The following is a 22735-nucleotide window of genomic DNA, read 5'->3' on the forward strand; positions in this document are numbered from 1 at the left end:
ACTACAAACCTTTCCCATGTTAATCAAACACGCATCGGCTTTTAAAAAGGAGTCAATGCTCTTTTGTCGCCGCAGGGCGCTTACGCCAAAACAACTGCAGGGCCAGCTTTGCGCACCAAAGGGAAAACAGCAGGAACAGCAGTGCCCAGGCGACAGCGGGAATGACGGTCTGATTCGCCAAATTGGCGGCATCGCCCGCACGGGCAGGCTGGGTTATGGCATACAGCAGAAGGGAGACGGGCCCCATAACGGACTCCTCAAGACAGAGAAAGGCCAGCAGCAGATAGTAAAAATTCCGGACCCGGGGTCCCAGGAAGTAGAACACGAGGGTCGCCACGATAAAGATGGAGAGCCACCATATTCCGTAACTGTTGCGTACAAACAGAACAATCATCAAGAGGGCAAGGCCCGAGACGAGAAGCAGGCCTTCCCCCTGCTTTCGCCGGGCATGACCGTAAAACAACAACACGGAAAACAGCGACGCGGACATGTAACCGGCGAGGGATACGGCGACCGTTTTCCAGCCGGAGGCCAGCACCGAATAAGTGGTCCCGCTGTGGTCTGGATTGAGCTCGATGCTCAGAACGCGTCCCGATGCCAGAAGCGTGGCAACGGCGTGGCCCAACTCGTGGACCATGGTATCCATGATACGGAACCATGAGGAGAACGGAATAAGCCGGGTCAGTACGGCGGCACCGACCAGATAAAGAACGGTTTTAAGCCATTTGTTCATGTTTCGGAATCCTTTCAGGCGCTTTGTTTAATCGCAAGAAAAACAACGCTTGGACACGAGCTGCATGCGAGATAAACGGTTTCAAGGCCTCGGAGGATGCAGACAGCAGCTCTTTGGCTGTGGTAAAATGGAACATATGTTCCAAGAGATCGGATTGCAGCCATTTGATAAACGCAAAGTCAAGAGTTCATGAGGCGAGGAAACAAGGATAAGACTCTGTTACGCGTCGTTTCTTCATAGTATAGACGCCGGACAGGAAGTTGTAAAAGCATCTCAAGACAGCAGGCTATTGAAAAGGTGAAAAATGATAGAATGAATGGGACGGATGGAGGTGAGAGGGTATGGATGCGGGAGGTCATCGAAACGACGGTGGGGAGCGTCGTCATGAGGTGCGGTTTAAGGTGGTAAGCGATCATCAGGTCCGGTTTGCTGAGATTGAGCTGGGCGGCGACGAGAAGGAGCTTTTGATTCCAACTGGCAGGCCGGAGGCCAACTCTGCGGATGAACGGACCAAGAACGACAGAGCTGCGAAACGGGCTCCCCGGGGAACGGGAGAGCTGACGTTGGAGGACCTGAATTTTTGGGAGGAAAAAGCACAGGCTGACCAGGTGACCGGGGACGGTACGGCGAATGCCCCGGATTGGGCTGAAGATACGGGGAAGCCATCCGTTGGCGCTTATAGGAATGACGGGGAGCGTGCGACCGTTAGGACCGATGCAGCGGAGTCGGAACCCATGATCGGGGCTCCCCATGCCGCAGATCTATTCGACGCTGCGCATTCTATTGCCGTGACAAATACGGCTGAGGAGACGTTGCCGTCACCCGCTTCCGCGGACCCAAGCAGCGATGATTTTCACGAGTTTGGCGAGGGGGATGATCAGCGCCGTGAGCCGGGCTCCTCCGGATCTTCGCTTCCTCCCTCTCGCGTCACCTCCTACGACGGCGTGCGCTATTATTCGCGGGAGCAGCAGTTCGTGCTGAGGGCGCGCGAGCTGGCATGGCATGTGGAGCCGGAGGCGCCGTTTGTGCCTTTCAAAAGCTACTGGCCCACTTACGATCATATGTCTTCCGCACAGGTGAAATGGTATTTCTACTGGCGGGAGGAAGTCCGCTCGGGACGTTACCCGGATACGGATTTATCCTATTTGTTTTTATATGTTTATGAGCTGATCAACGGGATTGGCTGGACATATCCGGAACAGGGCTGGCAGCTGATGAACGGGGTCCGGAACGCTTACCGTGAACGGTATTCCAAGATTGACGCTTATATGCGCGAATGGCTGTTTGATTTTTTCGCTCGCCCATGGGCTGGACAAGCCGGTTGCCGAAACTTATGCCAAAATTCCCCGGAGCCTTTCCAGTGAACTGAGGGAGCTGGAGTGGCTGAGGAGGTTTAGGGCGGAACCGTTGGAACTGAATTGGGACGTCCTGACCGACCTTCTGGATTACGAGCCGGATAAAAGCCGCTTTTACCGGGAGGGCGGGCGCAAGGACATGAAGTTCTTCGTCCCTAAAGTGGTCGCGATGGTGGATGCCTACCTCGGCAAAAAGAAAGGCAGCCGTCTGCTCGACAGGTTTAATCCTCCTGAGGTCCATTCGGAACGATATATTTTTCGATCTGCCGTCTATGATTACGGGCTGTACGGACGCACGGTTTCCGTTCCCTTGCAGCGGATCAGCAGCCACGCGCCTCTTCGGGCGTACGTAACCCAGCTCGTTCGCCTGACGGAAAATAAACTTCGTGAGCTCCGGGGGTTTAAAGGAAGATTGAAGGGCGTGGACGTGGAGCCCGAGATCGCGAAGCTGACGGCCCGCTTTTTGAAAAAGGAGCTGGCTCTGGCTGACGGCAGCAAAAAAAGCAGCCAAGCCCGAAATCCGGATTGATGCCGGGAAGCTGCGCCGTCTCCGGCAGGAATCCGACGAGGTGCGGGATATGCTGATGGTAGCGGAGGAATCGGATGGCCTCGGGAGTGGGGCGGTACTTGCCAAGGCGAGGGAGAACGAAACCGGGCCGGTGAACAGACCGGGCAAGGGAAAAAAAGCCTTATGGCGTCCGGATGAGCCGATGCAGGTGACGATGGATTTTGAGACGGGCTTCCGGGAGGAGACGATCCAGGAAGCGGTATGGGGCGAACCAACCTCCGACACGGTCGGAACTTCTGGTACCGCAGAAATCTCGAATACCGAAACGGGCATCGATTTGTCCGGCACGGAAGGCTTCGATCAGGCCGTTTGGGCGGATTCGGAAGATTCGTGGAATTTGGCTGCCGGTCAGGAGTACATGCCTCCGTCGTCGGAAGAAGGGCCATTCCCGCCGCTCGACGATGAGTGGCAGGAGCTTGCGGAGCGGTTAACCGAAACGCATCTTGAAGTGTTGTTTGCGTTAAAGAATGGTCCTGATTTTGCTGCCCTTCAGGCGGCAGCGGAAAGGACCGGTTCCATGCCGGAGCTGCTTATCGATGAAATTAACGAGGCCGCGATGGAGACCATCCGCGATTTGCTGGTTGATGGGGACGCGGTCGCGGGTGAATATAGGGCTATGCTTGATTTGTTAAAGAGGTGAGAGAAACCATGGGTGAATTGAAAATCCCGAAACGGCTGACGACCGCGCTCGTCAACTCGCTGACGGCAGGCGTTGTGCCGAGGGTCGGTCTAGAGTTTATCGCCGTCGGCCGGAAGCCCGAAGTGGAGGCGATCTTGCGGGACATGGACAACATCGCGGAAGGAGGGGCCGCCTTCCGGCTGATTACGGGCCGTTACGGCAGCGGCAAAAGCTTCCTCCTGCAGATGATCCGAAATTACGCGATGGACCGCGATTTTGTCGTAGCGGACGCCGATCTGTCGCCGGAGCGGCGTCTTGTCGGCACGAAGGGCCAGGGCCTCGCCACTTACCGCGAGCTGATGACCCATCTGTCCACCCGGACCCGCCCGGACGGAGGAGCGCTTGAGATGATCCTGCAGAAATGGATTGCCGCCCTTCAACAGTCGGTCATGCAGGCAGCCGGTTTGCGGCCGGGAGACCCGGGCCTGAATGAGCAGGTGGAGCTGCGGATTTTTGAAGTTACCGGCCGCATGCAGAGCCTGGTGCATGGATTCGACTTTGCCAAGGTGCTGGCGTCTTACTGGAACGGCTACAAGCTCGGTGACGATGACCGAAAGCAGGCTGCTCTCCGCTGGCTGCGCGGCGAATATCCGACGAAGACGGAAGCGCGCAAAGACCTTGGCGTGGGCGTCATCATTGATGATGACAGCTGGTATGACTATATCAAGCTGTGGTCCGAATTTACGGCGGCGATCGGTTATAAAGGACTGCTGCTGTTTATCGACGAAGGCGTCAACCTGTACAAAATCACGAACACCGCCTCCCGCCAGAGCAACTACGAGAAGCTGCTGACGATGTTCAACGATACGATGCAGGGGAAAGCCGAACATCTGGGCATCTTGATGGGCGGCACGCCCCAGTTTGTCGAAGACGAGCGTCGGGGGCTGTTCAGCTACGATGCGCTGCGCTCCCGCTTGATTGACGGACGCTACGGGTCGGCCGGGTTCAAAACCTATGCTTCGCCGATCCTAAAGCTGGATATGCTGTCGCACGAGGAAATTCTCATTTTGCTGCAAAAACTGAGGGATATCCACGCATTGCACTTCCAGTATGATCCGTTGCTCACGGACGAGCAGCTGATCGGTTTTATGCAAAACGCCGTGGGGCGCTTGGGGGCGGACGAGCTTTTGACGCCCCGGGAGGTGGTGCGGGACTTTATGGACCTGCTGCACACGCTGCATCAGCACCCCGATTGCACGTTCGAGGCCTTGCTGGGCGAAATGGCGGTACAGCCGGCTGCCGGCAAAGGCGTAAAATCCCCGGCCGATGAAGACGACCTCGTGGATTTTCTAGCGGAGTTTGAGCTATGAGCGGAAATCCTTTTACCCGGCTGGCGCCCTTTATCCAGGAGTATATTTACCGCAAACAATGGGATACGCTCCGGGAAGCGCAGGTCGAGGCCTGCCGCGTACTGTTCGATACGCCTAACCATCTCCTGATCGCTTCGGGAACGGCGTCGGGGAAGACGGAGGCCGCCTTTTTTCCCGCGTTGACCGAGCTGTACGAGCGCCCATCGTCGTCTGTCGGGATCTTATATATCGGGCCGTTGAAGGCGCTCATCAACGATCAGTTCGAGCGGATCCGCGAGCTGTTGCGGGAGGGCGAGGTGCCGGTATGGCACTGGCACGGGGACGTCTCTCAAGCCGAGAAGACCAAGCTGATGCGAAATCCGTCCGGCGTGCTGCAGATCACCCCCGAATCGCTTGAAGGGCTGCTGATGAACCGTCCCAACTCGATCCCTGCGCTGTTCCAGGACCTGCGGGTCGTGATCGTGGACGAGGTGCACGCCTTTATGGGAGCCGACCGGGGCATCCAGGTGCTGAGCCAGCTGACGCGGATCGAGCGGATGGCTTCCTGTGCGCCGCGGCGGATCGGCCTGTCCGCAACGCTCAGCGATTATGAAACGGCTGCGGGCTGGCTGGCGTCGGGTACGCGATATCCCGTGGAGGTCGTGTCCCCGCAGGGCGGGCGGAAGCTGCGGATCAGCGTGGAGCACTTCTCCTTCCCGGATGCCCGGGATGAGAAGCAGGCGGAGCAGCTGGAGAACGCCCGAAAAGCCTACTACAATTTTGTGTATGACACGACCCATCAGAAAAAAGCGCTCGTCTTTACCAACAGCCGCTCCGACGCCGAGCTGACGACGCTGGAACTGCGGCGGATTGCGGCGAGACGCCAGGAGCCGGACGTGTTCCACGTACACCACGGCAGCATCTCCGCCATGCTGCGGGAAGAAACGGAGGCTGCGCTGCGCAGCGGACCTGGTCCCGCCGTGGCTGCCGCGACGCTGACACTGGAGCTTGGCATTGATTTGGGCGAGCTGGAGCGGGTGGTGCAGCTCGGCGCGCCGTACAGCTGCTCCAGTTTTGTGCAGCGTCTCGGCCGTTCCGGAAGGCGTGGGCAAGCTTCCGAAATGCTGTTCCTCTGTCCGGAGGAAGAGGATGAGGAGGCGCAGCTCCCGGCACGGATGCCGTGGATGCTGCTCCGGGCCATTGCGGTGATCGAGCTGTACGTGCGCGAGAAATGGGTGGAGCCGCTCACGCTGCGGCGGAAACCGGTCGGACTGCTGTACCACCAGACGATGAGCATTTTGAAAAGCATGGGGGAAGCGGGGCCCGCCGATCTGGCAAGGGCGGTGCTGACGCTCCCCGCTTTTCGCGGGATTTCGCCCGAGGAATACCGGATTTTCCTGAATTACCTGCTTCAAACGGACCATATCCAGCGGACGGACGAAGGCCCGCTGATTATCGGCTTGACGGGAGAAAAAATCGTGAACAATTTCCGGTTTTATGCCGTGTTTAAGGATGATGAAGAGCATGTCGTCTATAACGGCTCGGAGGAGATCGGTTCGATTACGACCGTGCCGCCGCCGGGATACTGCTTTTCGCTGGCCGGCAAGCTGTGGAAGGTGGAGGAAGTCGACGCCAAGCATAAAGCGCTATACGTAAAATCCGCCAAAGGCAAGGTCGATACCCTGTGGTTGGGCGCGGGCGGAGACGTGCACACCCGGGTCGTCCGCAAAATGCGGGAAGTGCTCGAAGACAGCGCCATCTATCCCTATCTGGCGCCCGGGGCCGTCAACCGGCTGGAGCGGGCCCGCCGTCTCGCGCGTGAAAGCGGTCTGCTGAAAAGCGCGGTCATTCCGGCAGGCGGAGACTCGATGTTTATTTTGCCATGGGCGGGAAGCAAGCAGTTCCGTACCCTGGAGCGGCTGTTGAAGCATAACCTGGCGGGCCGTTTATCGCTCCGTTCCATCGTCCCGATGGAGCCCTATTACATGGTCGTGGCAGGAAAAACCGATGCGGCCATGCTGCTGGACGAGATCATGAGGGAACTGGGCGAATGCGAGGCTGCGGGTCCCGAATCGCTGCTGGACCCGAAGGAAGCTCCGTATATCGGGAAATACGATGAGTTTGTGGAGCCGGAGCTGGTACGGACGGCTTTTGCCACCGACGGACTGGACCTGGAAGGATTGTCGGAGGCGCTGAGGGAGCAGGGGTAGAGCCTCGGAGCAAAAGGGCTGCCGGCATCGACGCTTAACGATCCGGTAGGACACCTTTTGAAGCTGAACCTAAGCGTATGCTGCTGAAATGAATGAACGAAATGACGGCTGCCTGTGGGAACAGGCAGTTTTTTTTTGTAACTGGACCCGGCATGTTGGCTTATTGCAGGCAGCCTGAAATGTCCCTCAAATAAGCTTAAGCAGTGAGAGCGGTAAGGCCTTTTGTAAAGTGACTTGAAGAGATTTCTATATTACCCGCTCCCATCATATGGTAGTATGGGCTTGCGGAGGTCTGATAACGAATCCGCGCTATTAAAACATTGAGGTGAGAAGAGATGAGCAGAGAAGAGATGAGTAGAGATGTGCCAGGCAGTACAGGAACATCGAATGGAAGCAGCCGTAATGAGGCGGTGACTGCCGCAGGAGGCGTTGACGGTCAAGGAATTACCGGAGGGACGGGACGCGGTGGAAATGCGGGACAGCCGATCAAGAAAACCAAGCAGGAGCTGGAACGGGTTATATTCATCGGACGGACATGCGAGGAATACATGCGGATGTTCGATTTGCGGATGGAAGATCTTCGAGGATTGTCCATTTTGGATTGTCCGGCGGGGGCATGTTCATTTACGGCGATAGGCGGCCGGCGCGGTCTGGACATTACCGCGTGCGATATCGCATATGGCCATAAGCTTGACGATCTGGAGGCCAAAGGGCTGTTGGATATCGCCCACGCGATGGAAACGATGGAAGAAGCAAAGGATCTATACAAATGGGATTATTACGGGGACGTACCTGGTCTGGGGAGACATCGGCACGAGGCGCTGCGGGAATGCGTACGGGATATGAGGGAACGGCCGGAGCGGTATATTCCGGCGGTTCTGCCCGAGCTGCCGTTCGGGGATGAGCAATTTAATCTGGTATTATCGGCGCACTTCCTGTTTATGTACGGGGACCGGCTGGAATACGATTTTCATCGGAAGACAGTACATGAACTGCTGCGCGTCGCTTCGGACGAGGTGCGGGTATTCCCGTTGGTGGATTTGACCGGAACCCGATATGAGCATTTGGATCGGCTGAAATCCGAGCTGGAGGCAGAGGGTTTTCAGACCGAGGAGCGCAACGTGACTTATGAGTTTTTAAGAAACGCGAATGCCATGCTGTGTATCCGCAAACCGCGATTTTAATTAGCGGTTCGCAAGTTAATGCAAAAGAGACGCAGGTTACTCTGTAAAATTAAAGATGCAAGAAGTCCACTCCAATCAATAACAATAAACAATTAAATACAATGTTAGGTATTCGCGAAACTTTTGAGCTACCTGCCCGTTAGCTCAATGAGTCTATCTACAAGTTCCTGTTTCGTTAACTTCATGTATTTATGTCGAATGTGTACAAGATCACGCTCAGGGTTAATGCGTCTTAGGTCGGTATAAGTGGAGGTAATCATATGAACAAAACGGATAATAGCAATATACATCGCACGAACAAGAAATATTGGAACGAGAATGGTAACGATTTTTTAGAAGCGATTGTACTGCCTTATTACGGTTGTAATACGTTAACAGAAAATGAGTTAAACTTATTTGGTGATGTAGCAGGCAAAAAAACTTTTAGATATTGGTTGCGGCAACGGAGAATCTCTTAAATATCATGGCAATAATAAGGCCGCCGAGCTTTGGGGCATAGATATTTCTAAAAATCAGATTGAGAAGGCAGCGAACTGTCTTTCAGAAAGTGGTTATGCAGCAAAGCTGATTTGTGGGGCAATGGAGGACGAACACGGACTGCCAACAGATTATTTTGATTATATTTATTCAATTTATGCGATTGGATGGACAACGGATTTACAGGGTACATTTAATAGGGTTGCATCCTATTTAAAAAAGGATGGCGTGTTTATATTCAGCTGGTCGCACCATATCCATATGTGCGTGGCATACGAAGAAGGTAAAGCCTTTTTTTAAAAATAGCTATTTTAATGAAACATGGTCTGAGCGGGATCTTAACGGGAAAAAAATATTACTTTGCTCCCGGAAAATATCAACTTACGTAAACGCCTTGGCGAAGGCAGGTTTTGTAATTGAGCAATTGATTGAGCAGACAAACGACGAAACTTTGCAATTAACAGGAGAACTTAGCGATTGGACAAAAAAATCGCAAATGGTTCCGTTAACAGCTATTTTTAAAGCGAGGAGGCTGTAGTCAAATACCAGATAATAAGCATAATCAACAGTAACAGATTCCATAGTGTATACTAACTCATAATGTAATTTTTGGAAAAACAAAAAATGGGTAGAGATTTCAGATGCATATTCTGAAAGCTCTATCCATTTTATTTTCATCAATAAATTATCTAACCTCATATTCAACAACTTATTATTAGCTATATTAGACTTCTCTTGTTCATCGCTTCTACGTCGCGGAAAGGGAGGACGTTCAAGCGGCCTCGACGGCACGGGAGGCTGTCTCCGCAAGCTGTTTAAGTGTCCCCGTTATTTAGTCGTTCATACAAGAAATCAACGACATGCTTAACCTCCATCGACTCGCCGCAGCCGTGCTTTTCGACGCCCAGCTTCATCTGCAGCAGACACCCCGGATTGCTGGTTAACAGGTACCGGGCTTGGGTAGCATTGACATTCTCCATTTTGTGTTCCAGGATCTGGCCCGCCATCTCCGGCTGCGTTACGTTGTATATGCCTGCCGAGCCGCAGCAGCGGTCCGCTTCCTTCATTTCCTGAAAGGTAACGTTAGCCACTTGGTTTATGAGCTGTCTTGGCGCCGATCCGCTGCGCATGACATTGCGTAAATGGCATGAATCTTGATACGTAACGATGACAGGCTCGGCGGAGGCGGTTGCAGATTCGGCGAATGCAGGAAGCCTTCCGTGATCGACGAGCAATTTGCTGATATCCACGACCCGGCTTGCGAACCAGGCAGATTGCTCCTTCCAATCGGAATCCTCGTGCAGCAGATGATCATACTCCACCAGCAGGGCGCCGCAGCCGCCCGAATTGGAAACGATGTAGTCCACGCTCAGTTCCTTGAACACCCTGACGTTGATCCTTGCCAGATTTCTTGCGAGTTCAAGCTCCCCGCTATGGGCATGCAGAGCGCCGCAGCAGACCTGCTCTGGAGGAATCACGACCTCGAATCCCGCTTCGGACAGCAGTTTAACGGTATTGACGTTGGTGCCGGCAAACATCACGTCCATAATGCAGCCCCTGAATAAAGCCACGCGCGCAATCGGAGCGCCTTTGGCCGGATAGACGGTTCCCAACTGCTCGATGACTCCTTTTGCGGTAACGTCCGGCAGAATCCGCTCCATATCCTGCAGATGCTTTGGAAAGAGCCGCATGATCCCGGTTCCTCTCGCCACGCGCTGCAAACCGGATTTTTGGTAAAATTTCATCGTTCTGCCCAACGATTTCAGACGGCCGCGGTGAGGGAAAACGCCTTTGAAAAACAGCTTGCGCATTCCCTTAACGGGAAGCGAATGCACCGGATGATCCTCGATCGCGTCCCTGGCCTGCTCGATCAGCTGGCCGTACTTGACGTCTGCCGGACATACCGGCTCGCAGGCTCTGCAGCCCAAACAATGGTTCATTTGATCTCGAAACATGTCATCCGGCTCCATCAAACCATCCGCGACGGCCTTCATCAATGCGATGCGCCCGCGGGGAGATTCCGGCTCGACCCCGGTCTCCCTGAACGTAGGACAGGCCGGCAGGCAAAACCCGCAGCGCATGCAGTTGGTCAATTGATCGTAATCGAGTTTTTCCAGCAAGGTGCGGGCCAAGGGATTCGTGTGGTTGATCTGGGGTTTCTTGCTCATGTTGGTTTGACTAGCCATGACTTATAACCACCCTTTTCCGTGTCTCCTTGGCAAAAACCTTGCCCGGATTCAACAAATTATCGGGATCGAATACCTTCTTGATGCCCTTCATGAGCTCCACGCCGGAGGCGCCGATCTTCCACTCAAGGAACGGAGCTTTTACCATGCCGACCCCGTGCTCGCCGGTAATGGTTCCGCCAAGCTCAAGGGCTGCCGCGAAAATCTCTTCGAAGGCCTGCTCTACCCTGTGGATTTCCTCCGCATCTCTGGCATCGGTCGTTGCCGTCGGATGCAGATTTCCGTCGCCGGCATGGCCGAAGGTAGCGATCGTGACGTTGTATTTTTTTGAAATTTCATTGATCCGGCGGACCATGTCGGCGATTTTGGACCGGGGAACGGTCGCATCCTCCAGAATGGTGGTCGGCCGAAGCCGTGCCAGTGCCGTAAATGCGCTTCTTCTCGCCGTCAGCAGCCGCTCCGCTTCCTCCCGGGTGGCAGCCACCTGGATCGTGTCCGCCTGCTCGCGCGTGCATATCTGACGAATCTGCTCAATATCTCTTGCCACGGTTTCGGGATCGCCGTCCTGCTCAATCAGCAGAATCGCTTCCATATCCAAAGGAAGGCCCAGCTTGGCAAAATCATCGACGACGCGAATGGTCGGGTTATCCATGAATTCCAGCGTCGCCGGAATGATCTTGGATTCGATAATGGCGGACACGGTACGTGCCGCCCCGTACAGATCGCGGAACATGGCGAGCATCGTCATTTTGCTCTTCGGCGGAGGAATCAGCTTCAAGGTTGCCTCCGTTATGATCGCAAGCGTACCTTCGGAGCCGACCAACAGCTTGGTCAAATCATATCCCGCCACATCCTTCATCAGCTTTCCGCCGGTGCGGATGATCTCGCCGCCGGCAAGAACGGCCTCCAATCCGATGACGTAGTCTTTTGTCGTGCCGTATTTCAAGCCGCGAAGGCCGCCGGAGCATTCCGCGATATTGCCGCCGATCGTCGATATGCGCATGCTGCTCGGATCCGGAGGATAGAACAAGCCCAAGGATTCGATATGGTTAATAAAGTCTGCGGTAATCAAGCCGGGCTGAACCGTGGCCGTTAAATTTTCCATATCGATTTCGAGTATTCGGTTCATCCGGTGCATGACCATAACCACGCCGCCTTGAACCGGAACGGTCCCGCCGCATAGATTGGAGCCGGATCCTCTGGAAACAAGGGGTACCTTATGAGATGACAACGCCTTCATAATGGCGGAAACCTGTTCCGTGTCACCAGGGTACACAACCGCATCCGGCAAGGCCTGCAGCATAGGGGTTCCGTCATAGGAATGGGCGATCAGCGCCTCCTTATCGTCCCGATAGTGGGCATCTCCAACGATGGCACGAAGCTGAGCGGTGAGAGCCGGATCTAACATTTTTAAATTCCCTCCTCTATTGATCAGGTCATCTGATGACTTTTGTTTTATTATATGACATGATTATAGTAATGAATAGTTAAAAATTTAAACAGGGGGCGAAAATGACCGTGCGAACGATCAAAGTAGAGAACCAGAAAGGGCACGAAATCGTGGGGGAGCATCTGCTTCGGCAAATTCGGGAAGGGCATCTTCTGCCGGGCCAAAAATTGCCTTCCGTCGTTGAATTGGCCGCCGCTTACGGCGTCGGCCGTTCCACGATCCGCGAGGCGGTCAGCGCGCTCAAGGCGATGGGATGGCTCGATGTCCGCCAGGGGGGCGGAACGTATGTAAAGCCGGTTCTGCCCAGCGAGCCTAAAAGCGGCGCCGACGTGCTGTTTCAAGGCGCCGAATCCCTGGTTGAACTGCTTGAGGTCCGCAAAGTATTGGAGACCGGCGCCGCCTCCTTGGCGGCGGAACGGCGCACGGACCAGGATCTGGAGCGAATGCGCGCCGCCCTATCGCAGATGGAGCATGGGCTTAGCGCCCAGGATACCCGTGAAGGCGAACGGGCTGACATTGCTTTTCATATGGCCATAGCGGCCGCATCGGGCAACTCATTGCTGGTTCAGCTGATGGAGTCGTTATCCGACCGTTTAACAGAAACCATTCGGAAGACCAGGGAGCTGTGGTTCTATAAGGAGCAGTCAACCGCCTCCCGGTTGTTGACGGAACACCAAACCATATTTGAAGCGATTGAGCGGCAGGACCAGGAGCAGGCGGCCGCACGGATCGAAGCCCATCTGATCAAGGTGGAACAGGTGCTCCGGTCGGCACTGGAGAGCGACAGCGCAATGCAGAAAAAAGGGTTGGACAAATGATGTTTTTTGAATAACTCCGGAGACTTATCCTTCGACCAAACCGAGGTACCGGATCTGCTCCCCGTTCACCTCGGCCACGATGATCAGTGTCGATGGAGAAGCCGCAAACAGTTTGGTGTCGGGAGGGAGCTTGGTTGCCATCTTATTTTCAAAAGAGCCGCGCCCATCGTACCGGGACTGAATTTCGCCGATCCCTTTAAGGGAGCCGATCTTTTCTTGCTGGACCCACTTAGTATCTTTGGCATTCCGATAAACGATATCCCCGGACATGAATATGTCGGCATCCGGCTCATGCTGTAATATTTCCTCGGCTGTAGGGTTGTGGGTGGCTACCGTCAGCTGCTGGGAGTTGGATGGACGGGCAGCACAGGCTGTAAGGAGGAAGATCACGACGAACAAGAGAAACAGCATTTTTTTTCATGAAGATCACCTCATGGTTTCCTCGTAATTAAGAGGGATTGGAAAAGAAGAACCGATCAAGTTCACCTTTTGAACATCAGACGAAAATGAACGTTTGAAGGTTACATAGAATGTGCACGAACATTTCCTTTGATGAGCTCGTCAAGGTTTTAAAAATCCGTTGTTGGCAGTGAAGGTGGGGGGGGCGTAATTTGACGACAAAGATTTTTTTTTACTTCGAACCAGTTGGGAGACATAACGAACGAGCAGTTGCAGCTGATGCTTGATCGTTTCAATCTGGGAAAGCTCATTTCATCCGAAAAAACGTCTAAGGGCGTGGGAAAACAAACTCTTTCTGTCACTTCTTCTTCGGGAGAGTATGTGCTTAAGGGAAACCCGTTGTTTGAGGGGCAGTTTGTTGAGGAGAAGTTCTACGAAGATCATCTGCAAACGCGAACCCGATTGCCGGTTCCCTTCCCCTATTTGGTGGATGAATCCAAAGACATATTTGGCTGGAGCTATTCGATCATGCCTAGATTGCCGGGCAGGCATATGAACGATCGGGAAATTCAGGAAAAGCTTAGCAGAGAAGATCGTAAGCGGATCGCGGAGCGGTTAGCCGAATGCCTATGTGATCTTCACAGCTGGAAAACGGAGGACTACGGGGAGTTTGATCCTGCTAATCAAAAGATTCGCCCGTTTGAAGGCTCCTATCAGAGGTGGCTTTACGGGAGGATAAGGTACTGGCTGGAGGATGCCCAAAAATATTCAGCCATTACTCCCAAAGATGTTAAATGGGTGGAACATACATTAGCCGTTTCCGAATATGCGTTTAAGAATTTAAGCTCTCCCGCCTTTGTTATGGGTGATTTTAAGGCAGATAACATTCTTGTTCAGCATCGACCCGATGGCTGGCGGTTAAGCGGAATTTTTGATTTTACCACAGGTTACTTTGGCGATGGGGCAGCTGATCTGCCGAAAATGGTTTCCATGTATCTGGATCGCGGGGAGGAAGAGGTCGCAAAGCAGTTCATCTCGGTGTATTTCAAGTGCTCGGAAACGAAAGAAGGCTTTCTTGAACGCTTTAAAGTTCATATGCTTCATCAAAAGGTGCTGGATTGGGGATGTGCGAAGGCCATTGGCGACGTTACTTGGGATCACGACCTATCCTTCTCCCGGTGGGCGGAAAGATATACGGAGTCGGCGGCATTTTTGTTGAGTTGAATGCTTGATGGTATGCCATAATCTGGAATGTACAACCTATCGGCTAAAAAGGGCGGTCGGCTAGTCTCCCGGATGGGAGGTGATGCCCATGACAGTGTATGAAGCCATAAGCTTAATGCTTGCTTTCGGGACGTTAATCGTCACGCTGTTGTCGTTTAATAAACGAAAATAGACCGCCCAGTCGCAAGGAATCGGTCTATTTTCTGGTTTGCCTTGCAGCCGACCGCTCTTTTAGCGGTGTTGTGCAGGGGAGTCGTGTGTCCAGCACGGCTCCTTATTTCTATTCTTATCTTATCATACCCGTTTTTAGTACTCAACACGCCGGTTAGCGGTCAAAATCGCCTTAAACCAGCACCTTACGGAATTCTTCCGTCAGCAGCGGCACGACGTCGAACAGGTCGCCGACGATGCCGTAGTCGGCCACTTTGAAGATCGGCGCCTCGGGGTCCTTGTTGATCGCGATGATGACGCGCGATTGGCTCATGCCGGCGAGGTGCTGGATCGCGCCGCTGATGCCGCAGGCGATGTAGATTTCCGGCGTGACCACCTTGCCGGTCTGCCCGATCTGGAGCGCGTAGTCGCAGTAGCCCGCGTCGCAGGCTCCGCGGGAGGCGCCGACCGCGCCGCCGAGCAGATCCGCCAGCTCCTCGAGCGGTTTGAAGCCGTCCGCGCTTTTGACGCCGCGTCCGCCGGACACCACGATTTTGGCTTCGGCGAGGTCGATTTTGCCGGTGGTTTTGCGGACCACATCCTTAATGACGGAGCGCAAGGAAGGCGCCGGGTAGGCAAGGTCCACAATATTGGCAGGACCGGTTCCGGGGGGTTCCTTCGCGACGGGGATGTTGTTCGGACGGATCGTCACGACCGCCGGACCGGACAGGAAGTTGCGCTTCTCAAAGGCCTTGCCCGCATAGAGGGGGCGGGTAAAGCTGACCTCGTCGCCGTCCGCCTCAATGGCGGTTACGTCGGAGATCTGCCCGGCGTTCATGGCGGCCGCCGTCAACGGGGCCAAATCCCGGCCGATGGCAGTGTGGCCGAACAGGACCATATCCGGATTCGCCTCGGATACGGCGGCTTGAACCGCTGCCGCGTAGGCGTCCGGCGTGTAGTTTTCCAGATCGTCATGCTCTATCGTATAAACCGTTTCGGCTCCATAAGGGGCAAGGGCCGAGGTGGCTTCCGTAATATTCGAGCCGGCCACGAGAATGCGGATGCTGTCCCCGTCCTTCGCAATCAACTGCGCGGCTCCCAGCGTTTCCAGCGCGACCTGGCGCAGCTTTCCTTCGCGGCTTTCGGCGAAAACCAATATCGTTTTGCTCATAACATAACCTCCCCGATCAGGTTTAAAATGAGTTCTGAAATTCCGGTGCTTTATGGCGCGGGACTCCCGGCCGCCATAGCCTCGCCTCGGCAAGAGGCTGGCATGACGGACGGCCCCTGAGCCATACAATCAGAGTAACGAGATCAAATCACCTTCGATTCCGTCCGCAGCAGCGCGACCAGTTCGCGTGCCACCTCGGCAGGCTCTCCCTTCAGCAGGCGCCCGGCGCTCCGTTCCGGCGGAAGGGACAGCTCCGTCTGATTCGTAGCGGGTGCCACGTCGTCCGGTGACAGGCCGAGATCGTCCAGCGTCAGGGTCTGGAAAGGCTTCTTCTTCGCCTTCATAATGCCGGGAAGGGAAGGGTAGCGCGGCTCGTTCAGTCCCTGCTGCGCCGTAAACAGCGCGGGCAGCGGAAGCTCGAGCACTTCCAGATCGCCTTCCGCGTCACGGTGTACTTCTGCGGTGCCGCCGCTGACCGTAAGCTTGGTTATCGATCCGGCGTGCGGAATGCCGAGCAGGCCCGCCAGACGTATCGCGACCTGGCCCGAGCCGCGGTCGACCGAGAAGTTGCCGCCGAGAATGACATCGGCGTTTTCCTTGGACAAATAGGCGTGAAGCACTTTGGATACGGCATATTCGTCATCCGGAATCCGTTCGTCGGAGATCAAGACCGCGTCGTCCGCGCCCATCGCGAGCGCGGTCCGCAGGGCTTCAGCGGTCCGGTCCGGACCGACGGAAAGCAGCGTCACGCTGCCGCCGTGCTCATCGCGAAGCTTAACGGCCTCCTCGACGGCGTATTCATCATAAGGGTTAATGACGAATTTTACGCCGTCCTCGGCAATCGCGCCGTTTTCAATCGTGATTTTTTCCTCGGTATCAAACGTCTGCTTCAGCAATACAACAATCTTCATCGGTTCAGCTCTCCCTTCAATATGAAAATCCAAGGCCGTGCAACTCATCCCGTTCCACCATGTTTCGTCCGCTATTCCTTGCTGGATATCCCGTGCAGAAAGAAGCTCAGCGTGTCGTCGACCTGGCCGCTCAGGCTATACTTTTGCCCCGATATCAGCCAGGAGGTTACCGCTTCGTCCATCGATCCGAAGATGAGGTTGCGCACCAGCTTGATGTTCAGGTCCGACCGGAACAGCTTCTCTTCCACACCCTGTTTCAAAATATTCTCGATCAGCTCGATATATGGCTTCAGCGCGCTGCCGATTTCCTTGCGCAGCTCCAGATCGCTCTGCCGGAGCTCGATCTGCGTCACGTAAGCCAGCTCCGGGTTGCTCTCCAGCTCGGTGAAATGAATATGGCACACCGTCCTCAAAGCCTCTATCGGATCGGCTATGCCGTCCACGCTTTCGTGGAACTTGCCGACGAGCTCGCCGAGCTTTTCCTGGAACAGGCGGATCAGGATATCCTCCTTTCTTTTGAAGTACAAATAGATCGTGCCGTCGGCCACGCCGGCCGCTTTGGCAATCTTCGAAACCTGGGAGCGGTGATAGCCGTTTTCGGCAAACACTTTCAGGGCGCCCTGGAGAATGAGATGGTACTTCTCATTTTTTTTTACTTGTCATATGCTCACCCCGATGTTAAAATACAGTTAAATTTCTGAATGAATACTCATTCATTTCTTGCATCCATCATAAAATACGCCAGAACCATTGTCAATGACGTGTTTAACGGTTACTCAAAAATGTCCATGGCAAGGCCTTGGCGGCCCGCCATAGTGGATTTGGATCGAGAGGAGGGAGTGCCTGAATCCGGCTGGTGTCTAAGCCTTCTTAAAGAGCGACGGAGCCGTCAATGGCTCGTTCGCGTGAAAGCGCTTCATAATATTGTCCCGTTTTTGTCATAAGTGCGGGGCGAAAAAAGAGGAGTCTTTCGGGCGGGCCATCCGGTTGTATTACAGGATTTTTTTTTAAACGTTTAATCAGCATCTCGCTTATCTCACAAGCATATCATCACTAGCATCTCACACTAGCATCTACAGAAGCTTCATAAACGCTTCAACAAACCACGACGCACCATAAAACACATCGCGACCACTTCTCAAAAACACTAAGCATAGCTTCTTCATAAGTAAGAAAAACGTTTATCGACGCACTCTCTAATAAGACAGACCGCCTTTTACTGTTGTTTTTCTTGCGATATCTATCTATAAAAGAGCCGCATAATGACTGGATTTTTAACACAAGGGGCTGATGAGGATGATCTGGCAAATAATCAACGCGCTGCTCTTTGTCGGGATCACGGGCTGGGCGGTTTACATGTTCGCTGCCGTCGTGTATCGCCGGTATTTGTACATCCGTCTGGGACAGCCAGCCAATCTCAAAAAAGAGTTGAAGGAACGCCTGGGCGCCTTTTTCGTTCAGGTGTTCGGACAAAGCAAGCTGTTCAAGGACCGCAAGAGCGGAATCATGCACTTCATTATTTTTTACGGGTTCATCATTTTGCAGTTCGGCGCGCTCGACATCATCTGGAAGGGGCTGAGCGGCCATCGTCTCCCGATTCCGGGGTATGACGCCTTCGTCCTCATGCAGGAAGTTACGGTGACGCTGGTTCTTCTCTCGATCGGGTATGCCGCCTACCGGCGGTACGGCGAGAAGCTGAAGCGGCTGAAGCGGGGATGGAAGCCGAGCATCGTCGTCTTTTTCATCACTTCACTTTTGGCATCCGTCCTGCTGACGATGGCTTTTGAACGGGTGAGGGAAGGACTGCCCGCCTCGGGCTTTGCGCCGATCTCATCGGCGATCGCTTCGGCTTTTGCCTGGATGCCGCCTACTGCCGTCACGGTTTCCTACTATGTGTTCTGGTGGATTCATTTGCTCATCCTGCTTTCGTTCCTTGTGTATGTGCCGCAGTCGAAGCATTTCCACCTGATAACGGCTCCGATCAATATTCTGCTTCGCCGAACGGAGCCCGTTGGGCGCCTAAGCAAGCTGGACTTGGAGAATGAGGAAGCCGAGGAATTCGGCGTGGGCAAAATCGAAGCCTTCACGCAAAAGCAGATGCTCGACTTCTACGCCTGCGTGGAATGCGGACGCTGCACCAATGTGTGTCCCGCCTCGAATACCGGCAAGCTGCTGTCCCCGATGCACATGATCGTGAAGCTGCGGGATCATTTGACCGAAAAAGGGGTTGCGCTTACCTCCAAATCGGCCTGGATGCCTGCAGCGGTGTTCGCGTCGCCGGGGATCCACCGGATGGAAGGCGGGGCCGATTCCCTTGCCGAATGGAAAGGCGAGGGCATCACCGACATCGGGCCGACCATGGCGGCGCAGAAACGGGCGTGGCACCAGGTCGAAGGGGTAAGCCCCCAAGACGTGCAGCTGATCGGCGGCGTCATGACCGAGGAGGAGATTTGGGCCTGTACCACTTGCCGCAACTGCGAGGATCAATGTCCGGTCGGGAACGAGCACGTGGACAAAATCATCGACCTGCGCCGCCATCTGGTGCTGATGGAAGGCAGCGTGCCGCAGGAAGGCCAGCGGGCGATGATGAACATCGAGCGTCAGGGCAATCCGTGGGGGATCAGCCGGGCGGACCGGAACAAGTGGGTAGCGGAAGCCGATCCGGACGGCAGCCTTGGCCTGAGCATTCCGACGGTGAAGGAGAACCCCGGCTTCGAGTACCTGTTCTTCGTCGGCTCGATGGGCTCCTACGACAACCGCAGCCGGAAGATCACCCGCGCCTTCGTACGGCTCATGAATGAGGCAAGCGTCAACTTCGCCATTCTCGGCAACGAGGAGAAGACTCCGGCGACACGCCGCGCCGGATGGGCAACGAGTTTCTGTTCCAGCAGCTGTGCAGCGAGAACATCGAGACGTTCCAGAAATATAACGTACAGAAGATCGTAACCGCGTGTCCGCATACCTTCAACACGCTCAAAAACGAATACCCGGAATTCGGACTGGAAGCCGAGGTACTGCACCATACCGAGCTGCTGGACCGGCTGGTGAAGGAAGGCCGCTTGAAGCCGACGTTTGAAGTGCCGGAGACGATTACGTACCACGATTCGTGTTATTTGGGACGCTACAACGACGTGTATGACCAGCCGCGGGACGTCCTGCGGGCCATACCGGGCGTCAAGCTGGCAGAAATGGAGCGCAGCCGCGAGAACGGCATGTGCTGCGGCGCCGGAGGCGGACGGATGTGGATGGAGGAGGATGAAGGCAAGCGCGTCAACCTCGCCCGTACCGAGCAGGCGCTGGCCGTGTCCCCGACGATGATCAGCTCGGCCTGTCCGTATTGCCTCACCATGCTGGAGGACGGGACGAAGGAAAAAGAAGTGGAAGACCGCGTGAAGACGAGGGATATCGCGGAAATTTTGGAATTATCCGTATTCGGTCCATCACCAATCCATGAACGGGAGGTCGTTATGCAATGAGTTATATGATTACCAAAGAAGCCGCCACAGGTTCCGGTGCCGGAGCCCGAACCATCACCAAAGCAGCCGTCATCGGCTCCGGCGTCATGGGGTCGGGCATCGCCGCCCATCTCGCGAATGCGGGCATTCCGTGCCTGCTGCTGGACATCGTCCCGAAATCCTTGACTCCCGAAGAGGAACAAGCGGGCCTGACCCTGGAATCCCCCAAGGTTCGAAATCGCTTGGCCGCGAAAGCGGTAGCCGCCCTGCCTAAATCCAGCACGGCTCCGCTGTACAGCGCGGATTTTGCCAAACGGATCACGCCGGGCAATACGGAGGACCATCTGCATCTTTTGAAGGACGCCGATTGGATCATCGAGGTGGTCACGGAGCGGCTGGAAATCAAAAAGAGCATTCTCTCGCTCATTGAAGGGGTGCGCAAAGAAGGATCGATCGTCAGCACCAATACTTCCGGCATTTCGGTCAACGAAATGGCCGAGGATTGCAGCGAGGAGTTCCGGCGCCATTTTCTCGGAACGCATTTTTTCAACCCGCCGCGCCATATGAAGCTGTTGGAGATAATCCCGGGTTTCGATACGGATCCCGAGATCACGCGGTTCATGGCCGAATTTTGCGAGAAGCGGCTTGGCAAGGGCGTGGTGCTGGCGAAGGATACGCCGAACTTTATCTCCAATCGGATCGGGACGTACGGGCTTTTAGTCACTTTGAAGGAAATGATCGAGAACGGATACACGGTGGAAGAAGTGGATGCGGCAACGGGTCCGGTGCTTGGGCGTCCGAAAAGCGCCACCTTCCGTACGCTCGACCTGGTCGGCATCGATACGTTCGTGCATGTCGCCCGGAATGTGTACGATAACGTGCCTGACGGAGCGGAAAAAGACGCGTTCTCGGTACCGGAGGTCATGAATGAGCTGGTATCCCGCGGCTGGACCGGAGAGAAGGGCGGACAGGGCTTTTACAAAAAGGTGAAGGGTGAGAAAGGAAGCCAAATCCTATCCCTGAATCTCGCCAGCATGGAATATAACCCGAGTGCGAAGGTTAGATCCGCTTCCATAGAAGCAGCCAAAGCCGTCAAAGGCGCAAGGAAGAAAATCAAGACGTTTCTCGGAACGCCGGACCGGTACTCGGAGCTTGCCTGGAACGTGATGAAGCAGGTGCTGGTGTATTCCGCGGAAAAGCTTGGCGAAATCGCCGATTCCATCGAGGATATCGACAATGCGATGAAGTGGGGCTTCAACTGGGAGCTCGGGCCGTTCGAAACCTGGGATTTGATCGGCCTCACGAAATCGGTCCAGCGCATGGAGGCAGAAGGGTTGTCTGTTCCGGCTTGGGTGAAGGATTGGATCGCCGCCGGCAACGAAACGTTCTATCAGCACAAGGAAGGCCGGGTGTTCCATTACTTCAAGGGCGAATACAAAGGCGTGGAGGAGAAGCCGGAAATCATATCGCTGCAGGCGCTGAAATCGCAAAACCGGATCGTTCGCCAAAACACCGGCGCCAATCTGATCGATATCGGGGACGGCGTAGCCTGCCTCGAATTCACTTCGCCGAACAACGCCATCGGCGCGGACATCCTCGTCATGATCCAGCAGAGCGTGGAGGAGGTCCGGGCCAATTACAGAGGGCTCGTCATTGCCAACGAGGGCCGGAATTTCTGCGTCGGGGCAAATCTGATGCTCATGCTGATGGAAGCCCAGAGCGGGGATTGGGATGAGGTGGATGACATCATCCGTCTATTCCAGGGCAGCATGATGAAGCTGAAAGGGCTGGAAAAGCCGGTCGTGGCGGCGCCGCACCAGATGACGCTCGGCGGCGGCGTGGAGGCGTGCCTGCCTGCGGACAGGATAGTTTTCTCGGCAGAGACGTATTTCGGGCTGGTGGAGACGGGCGTCGGCCTGATTCCGGCCGGGGGCGGCTGTAAAGAAATGGCCTTGCGCATCAGCGACAGCCATCCGAATCCGGAAACGGATTTACAGCCGGAAATCAACAAAATCTTTGAAACGATCGCGATGGCGAAGGCGTCCACGAGCGGTCACGATGCGATCCGCATGGGATACGGCCGACACACGGATGCCGTCGTCATGAATCAGGACTACCGGATTCATGAAGCGAAGCAGGCGGTGCTGGCGATGGACCGTGCAGGTTATGTGCCGCTGCAGCCGGGCCGTGCCCGCGTTGTCGGCCGAGACGGGCGCGCCGTTCTACAGATGGGCGCGCTTGGGCTGAAGCAGAGCGGATACATCAGCGATCACGATTTCCTGATCGCGAACAAACTCGCGAATATCCTCACCGGCGGCGATGTGCCGGCCGGAACCGTGGTTACCGAGCAGTACCTGCTCGATCTGGAACGGGAAGCTTTCCTCAGCCTGCTCGGGGAAGTGAAAACCCAGCAGCGCATGCAGCATATGCTTGCCACGGGCAAGCCGCTTCGAAACTAAAATCCAATACGATTAAA

The 22735-nt window shown here is 55.0% G+C and carries 19 protein-coding genes and 1 pseudogene; 13 read left to right on the plus strand and 7 right to left on the minus strand.

Going from position 1 to position 22735, the window contains the following annotated elements; genetic code table 11:
• Nucleotides 1-52: 52 nt before the first annotated feature.
• Entirely contained in the window at nucleotides 53-733 is a 681-nt protein-coding gene (locus XI25_RS18630) for a M50 family metallopeptidase (protein WP_046679700.1), read from the minus strand.
• 341 nt (nucleotides 734-1074) lie between these two features.
• On the opposite strand from XI25_RS18630, the gene XI25_RS31475 reads away from it, so the two are divergent.
• The 8 genes from XI25_RS31475 to XI25_RS35000 all read left to right on the plus strand — a co-directional run bounded on the left by XI25_RS31475 (nucleotide 1075) and on the right by XI25_RS35000 (nucleotide 8795).
• A complete protein-coding gene (locus tag XI25_RS31475; protein ID WP_052759674.1) occupies nucleotides 1075-2097 on the plus strand; it encodes a TerB N-terminal domain-containing protein in 1023 nt (340 codons plus the stop codon).
• Nucleotides 2098-2140: 43 nt separating this feature from the next.
• Nucleotides 2141-2617: a hypothetical protein gene (locus XI25_RS31480; protein ID WP_052759675.1), complete on the plus strand. Its 477-nt coding sequence runs from the start codon at nucleotides 2141-2143 to the stop codon at nucleotides 2615-2617.
• 49 nt (nucleotides 2618-2666) lie between these two features.
• Nucleotides 2667-3296, plus strand: coding sequence for a tellurite resistance TerB C-terminal domain-containing protein (locus XI25_RS31485; protein WP_160308935.1), 630 nt, complete (start codon nucleotides 2667-2669; stop codon nucleotides 3294-3296).
• Nucleotides 3297-3304: 8 nt separating this feature from the next.
• Nucleotides 3305-4645 carry an ATP-binding protein gene (locus tag XI25_RS18640; RefSeq protein WP_046679701.1) on the plus strand — a complete coding sequence of 447 codons (1341 nt, stop codon included), beginning with the start codon at nucleotides 3305-3307 and terminating at the stop codon, nucleotides 4643-4645.
• Nucleotides 4642-6834 carry a DEAD/DEAH box helicase gene (locus tag XI25_RS18645; protein ID WP_046679702.1) on the plus strand — a complete coding sequence of 731 codons (2193 nt, stop codon included), beginning with the start codon at nucleotides 4642-4644 and terminating at the stop codon, nucleotides 6832-6834. The genes XI25_RS18640 and XI25_RS18645 overlap by 4 nt, the downstream gene beginning before the upstream one ends.
• 548 nt (nucleotides 6835-7382) lie before the next feature.
• On the plus strand, nucleotides 7383-8018 hold the full coding sequence (locus tag XI25_RS18650; RefSeq protein ID WP_235439984.1) for an SAM-dependent methyltransferase: 636 nt from the start codon (nucleotides 7383-7385) through the stop codon (nucleotides 8016-8018).
• Between the two features lie 260 nt (nucleotides 8019-8278).
• Nucleotides 8279-8476 (plus strand): hypothetical protein, encoded by a 198-nt coding sequence (locus tag XI25_RS34995; RefSeq protein WP_235439980.1) that lies wholly within the window; start codon nucleotides 8279-8281, stop codon nucleotides 8474-8476.
• Entirely contained in the window at nucleotides 8448-8795 is a 348-nt protein-coding gene (locus XI25_RS35000; protein WP_235439985.1) for a class I SAM-dependent methyltransferase, read from the plus strand. The genes XI25_RS34995 and XI25_RS35000 overlap by 29 nt, the downstream gene beginning before the upstream one ends.
• 515 nt (nucleotides 8796-9310) lie before the next feature.
• Here the strand turns inward: XI25_RS35000 and XI25_RS18660 are convergent.
• Both XI25_RS18660 and XI25_RS18665 read right to left on the minus strand, forming a co-directional pair.
• Nucleotides 9311-10681, minus strand: coding sequence for a (Fe-S)-binding protein (locus XI25_RS18660; protein WP_046679703.1), 1371 nt, complete (start codon nucleotides 10679-10681; stop codon nucleotides 9311-9313).
• Nucleotides 10674-12089 (minus strand): FAD-binding oxidoreductase, encoded by a 1416-nt coding sequence (locus XI25_RS18665; protein ID WP_046679704.1) that lies wholly within the window; start codon nucleotides 12087-12089, stop codon nucleotides 10674-10676. Before XI25_RS18665 ends, XI25_RS18660 begins: the two co-directional genes overlap by 8 nt.
• A 110-nt stretch (nucleotides 12090-12199) precedes the next feature.
• Here XI25_RS18665 and XI25_RS18670 point away from each other — a divergent pair, with 110 nt between their 5' ends.
• A complete protein-coding gene (locus XI25_RS18670) occupies nucleotides 12200-12949 on the plus strand; it encodes a FadR/GntR family transcriptional regulator (protein WP_442950413.1) in 750 nt (249 codons plus the stop codon).
• Nucleotides 12950-12973: 24 nt separating this feature from the next.
• On the opposite strand, the gene XI25_RS18675 is transcribed toward XI25_RS18670, so the two are convergent.
• A complete protein-coding gene (locus tag XI25_RS18675; RefSeq protein WP_046679706.1) occupies nucleotides 12974-13360 on the minus strand; it encodes a hypothetical protein in 387 nt (128 codons plus the stop codon).
• 258 nt (nucleotides 13361-13618) lie between these two features.
• Here XI25_RS18675 and XI25_RS18680 point away from each other — a divergent pair, with 258 nt between their 5' ends.
• Complete coding sequence (locus tag XI25_RS18680) at nucleotides 13619-14572, plus strand: phosphotransferase family protein (protein WP_327204816.1); 954 nt, start codon at nucleotides 13619-13621, stop codon at nucleotides 14570-14572.
• A gap of 88 nt (nucleotides 14573-14660) precedes the next feature.
• Nucleotides 14661-14744: a putative holin-like toxin gene (locus XI25_RS36955; protein WP_442950415.1), complete on the plus strand. Its 84-nt coding sequence runs from the start codon at nucleotides 14661-14663 to the stop codon at nucleotides 14742-14744.
• 171 nt (nucleotides 14745-14915) lie between these two features.
• Here the strand turns inward: XI25_RS36955 and XI25_RS18685 are convergent, their stop codons facing one another.
• The 3 genes from XI25_RS18685 to XI25_RS18695 form a co-directional block, all read right to left on the minus strand.
• On the minus strand, nucleotides 14916-15893 hold the full coding sequence (locus XI25_RS18685) for an electron transfer flavoprotein subunit alpha/FixB family protein (RefSeq protein ID WP_046679708.1): 978 nt from the start codon (nucleotides 15891-15893) through the stop codon (nucleotides 14916-14918).
• A 143-nt stretch (nucleotides 15894-16036) separates the two neighbouring features.
• Nucleotides 16037-16804 (minus strand): electron transfer flavoprotein subunit beta/FixA family protein, encoded by a 768-nt coding sequence (locus tag XI25_RS18690; RefSeq protein WP_046679720.1) that lies wholly within the window; start codon nucleotides 16802-16804, stop codon nucleotides 16037-16039.
• Nucleotides 16805-16875: 71 nt separating this feature from the next.
• Nucleotides 16876-17418 carry a TetR/AcrR family transcriptional regulator gene (locus tag XI25_RS18695; RefSeq protein WP_200901448.1) on the minus strand — a complete coding sequence of 181 codons (543 nt, stop codon included), beginning with the start codon at nucleotides 17416-17418 and terminating at the stop codon, nucleotides 16876-16878.
• 682 nt (nucleotides 17419-18100) lie between these two features.
• Here XI25_RS18695 and XI25_RS18700 point away from each other — a divergent pair.
• A pseudogene (locus XI25_RS18700) lies at nucleotides 18101-20280 on the plus strand (heterodisulfide reductase-related iron-sulfur binding cluster).
• Nucleotides 20277-22718 (plus strand): 3-hydroxyacyl-CoA dehydrogenase/enoyl-CoA hydratase family protein, encoded by a 2442-nt coding sequence (locus tag XI25_RS18705; protein ID WP_046679710.1) that lies wholly within the window; start codon nucleotides 20277-20279, stop codon nucleotides 22716-22718. The pseudogene XI25_RS18700 and the gene XI25_RS18705 overlap by 4 nt, the downstream one beginning before the upstream one ends.
• Nucleotides 22719-22735: the final 17 nt, after the last annotated feature.

The organism is Paenibacillus sp. DMB20, assembly GCF_000987955.1.
In the GTDB taxonomy this organism is placed as follows: domain Bacteria; phylum Bacillota; class Bacilli; order Paenibacillales; family Paenibacillaceae; genus Paenibacillus_AQ.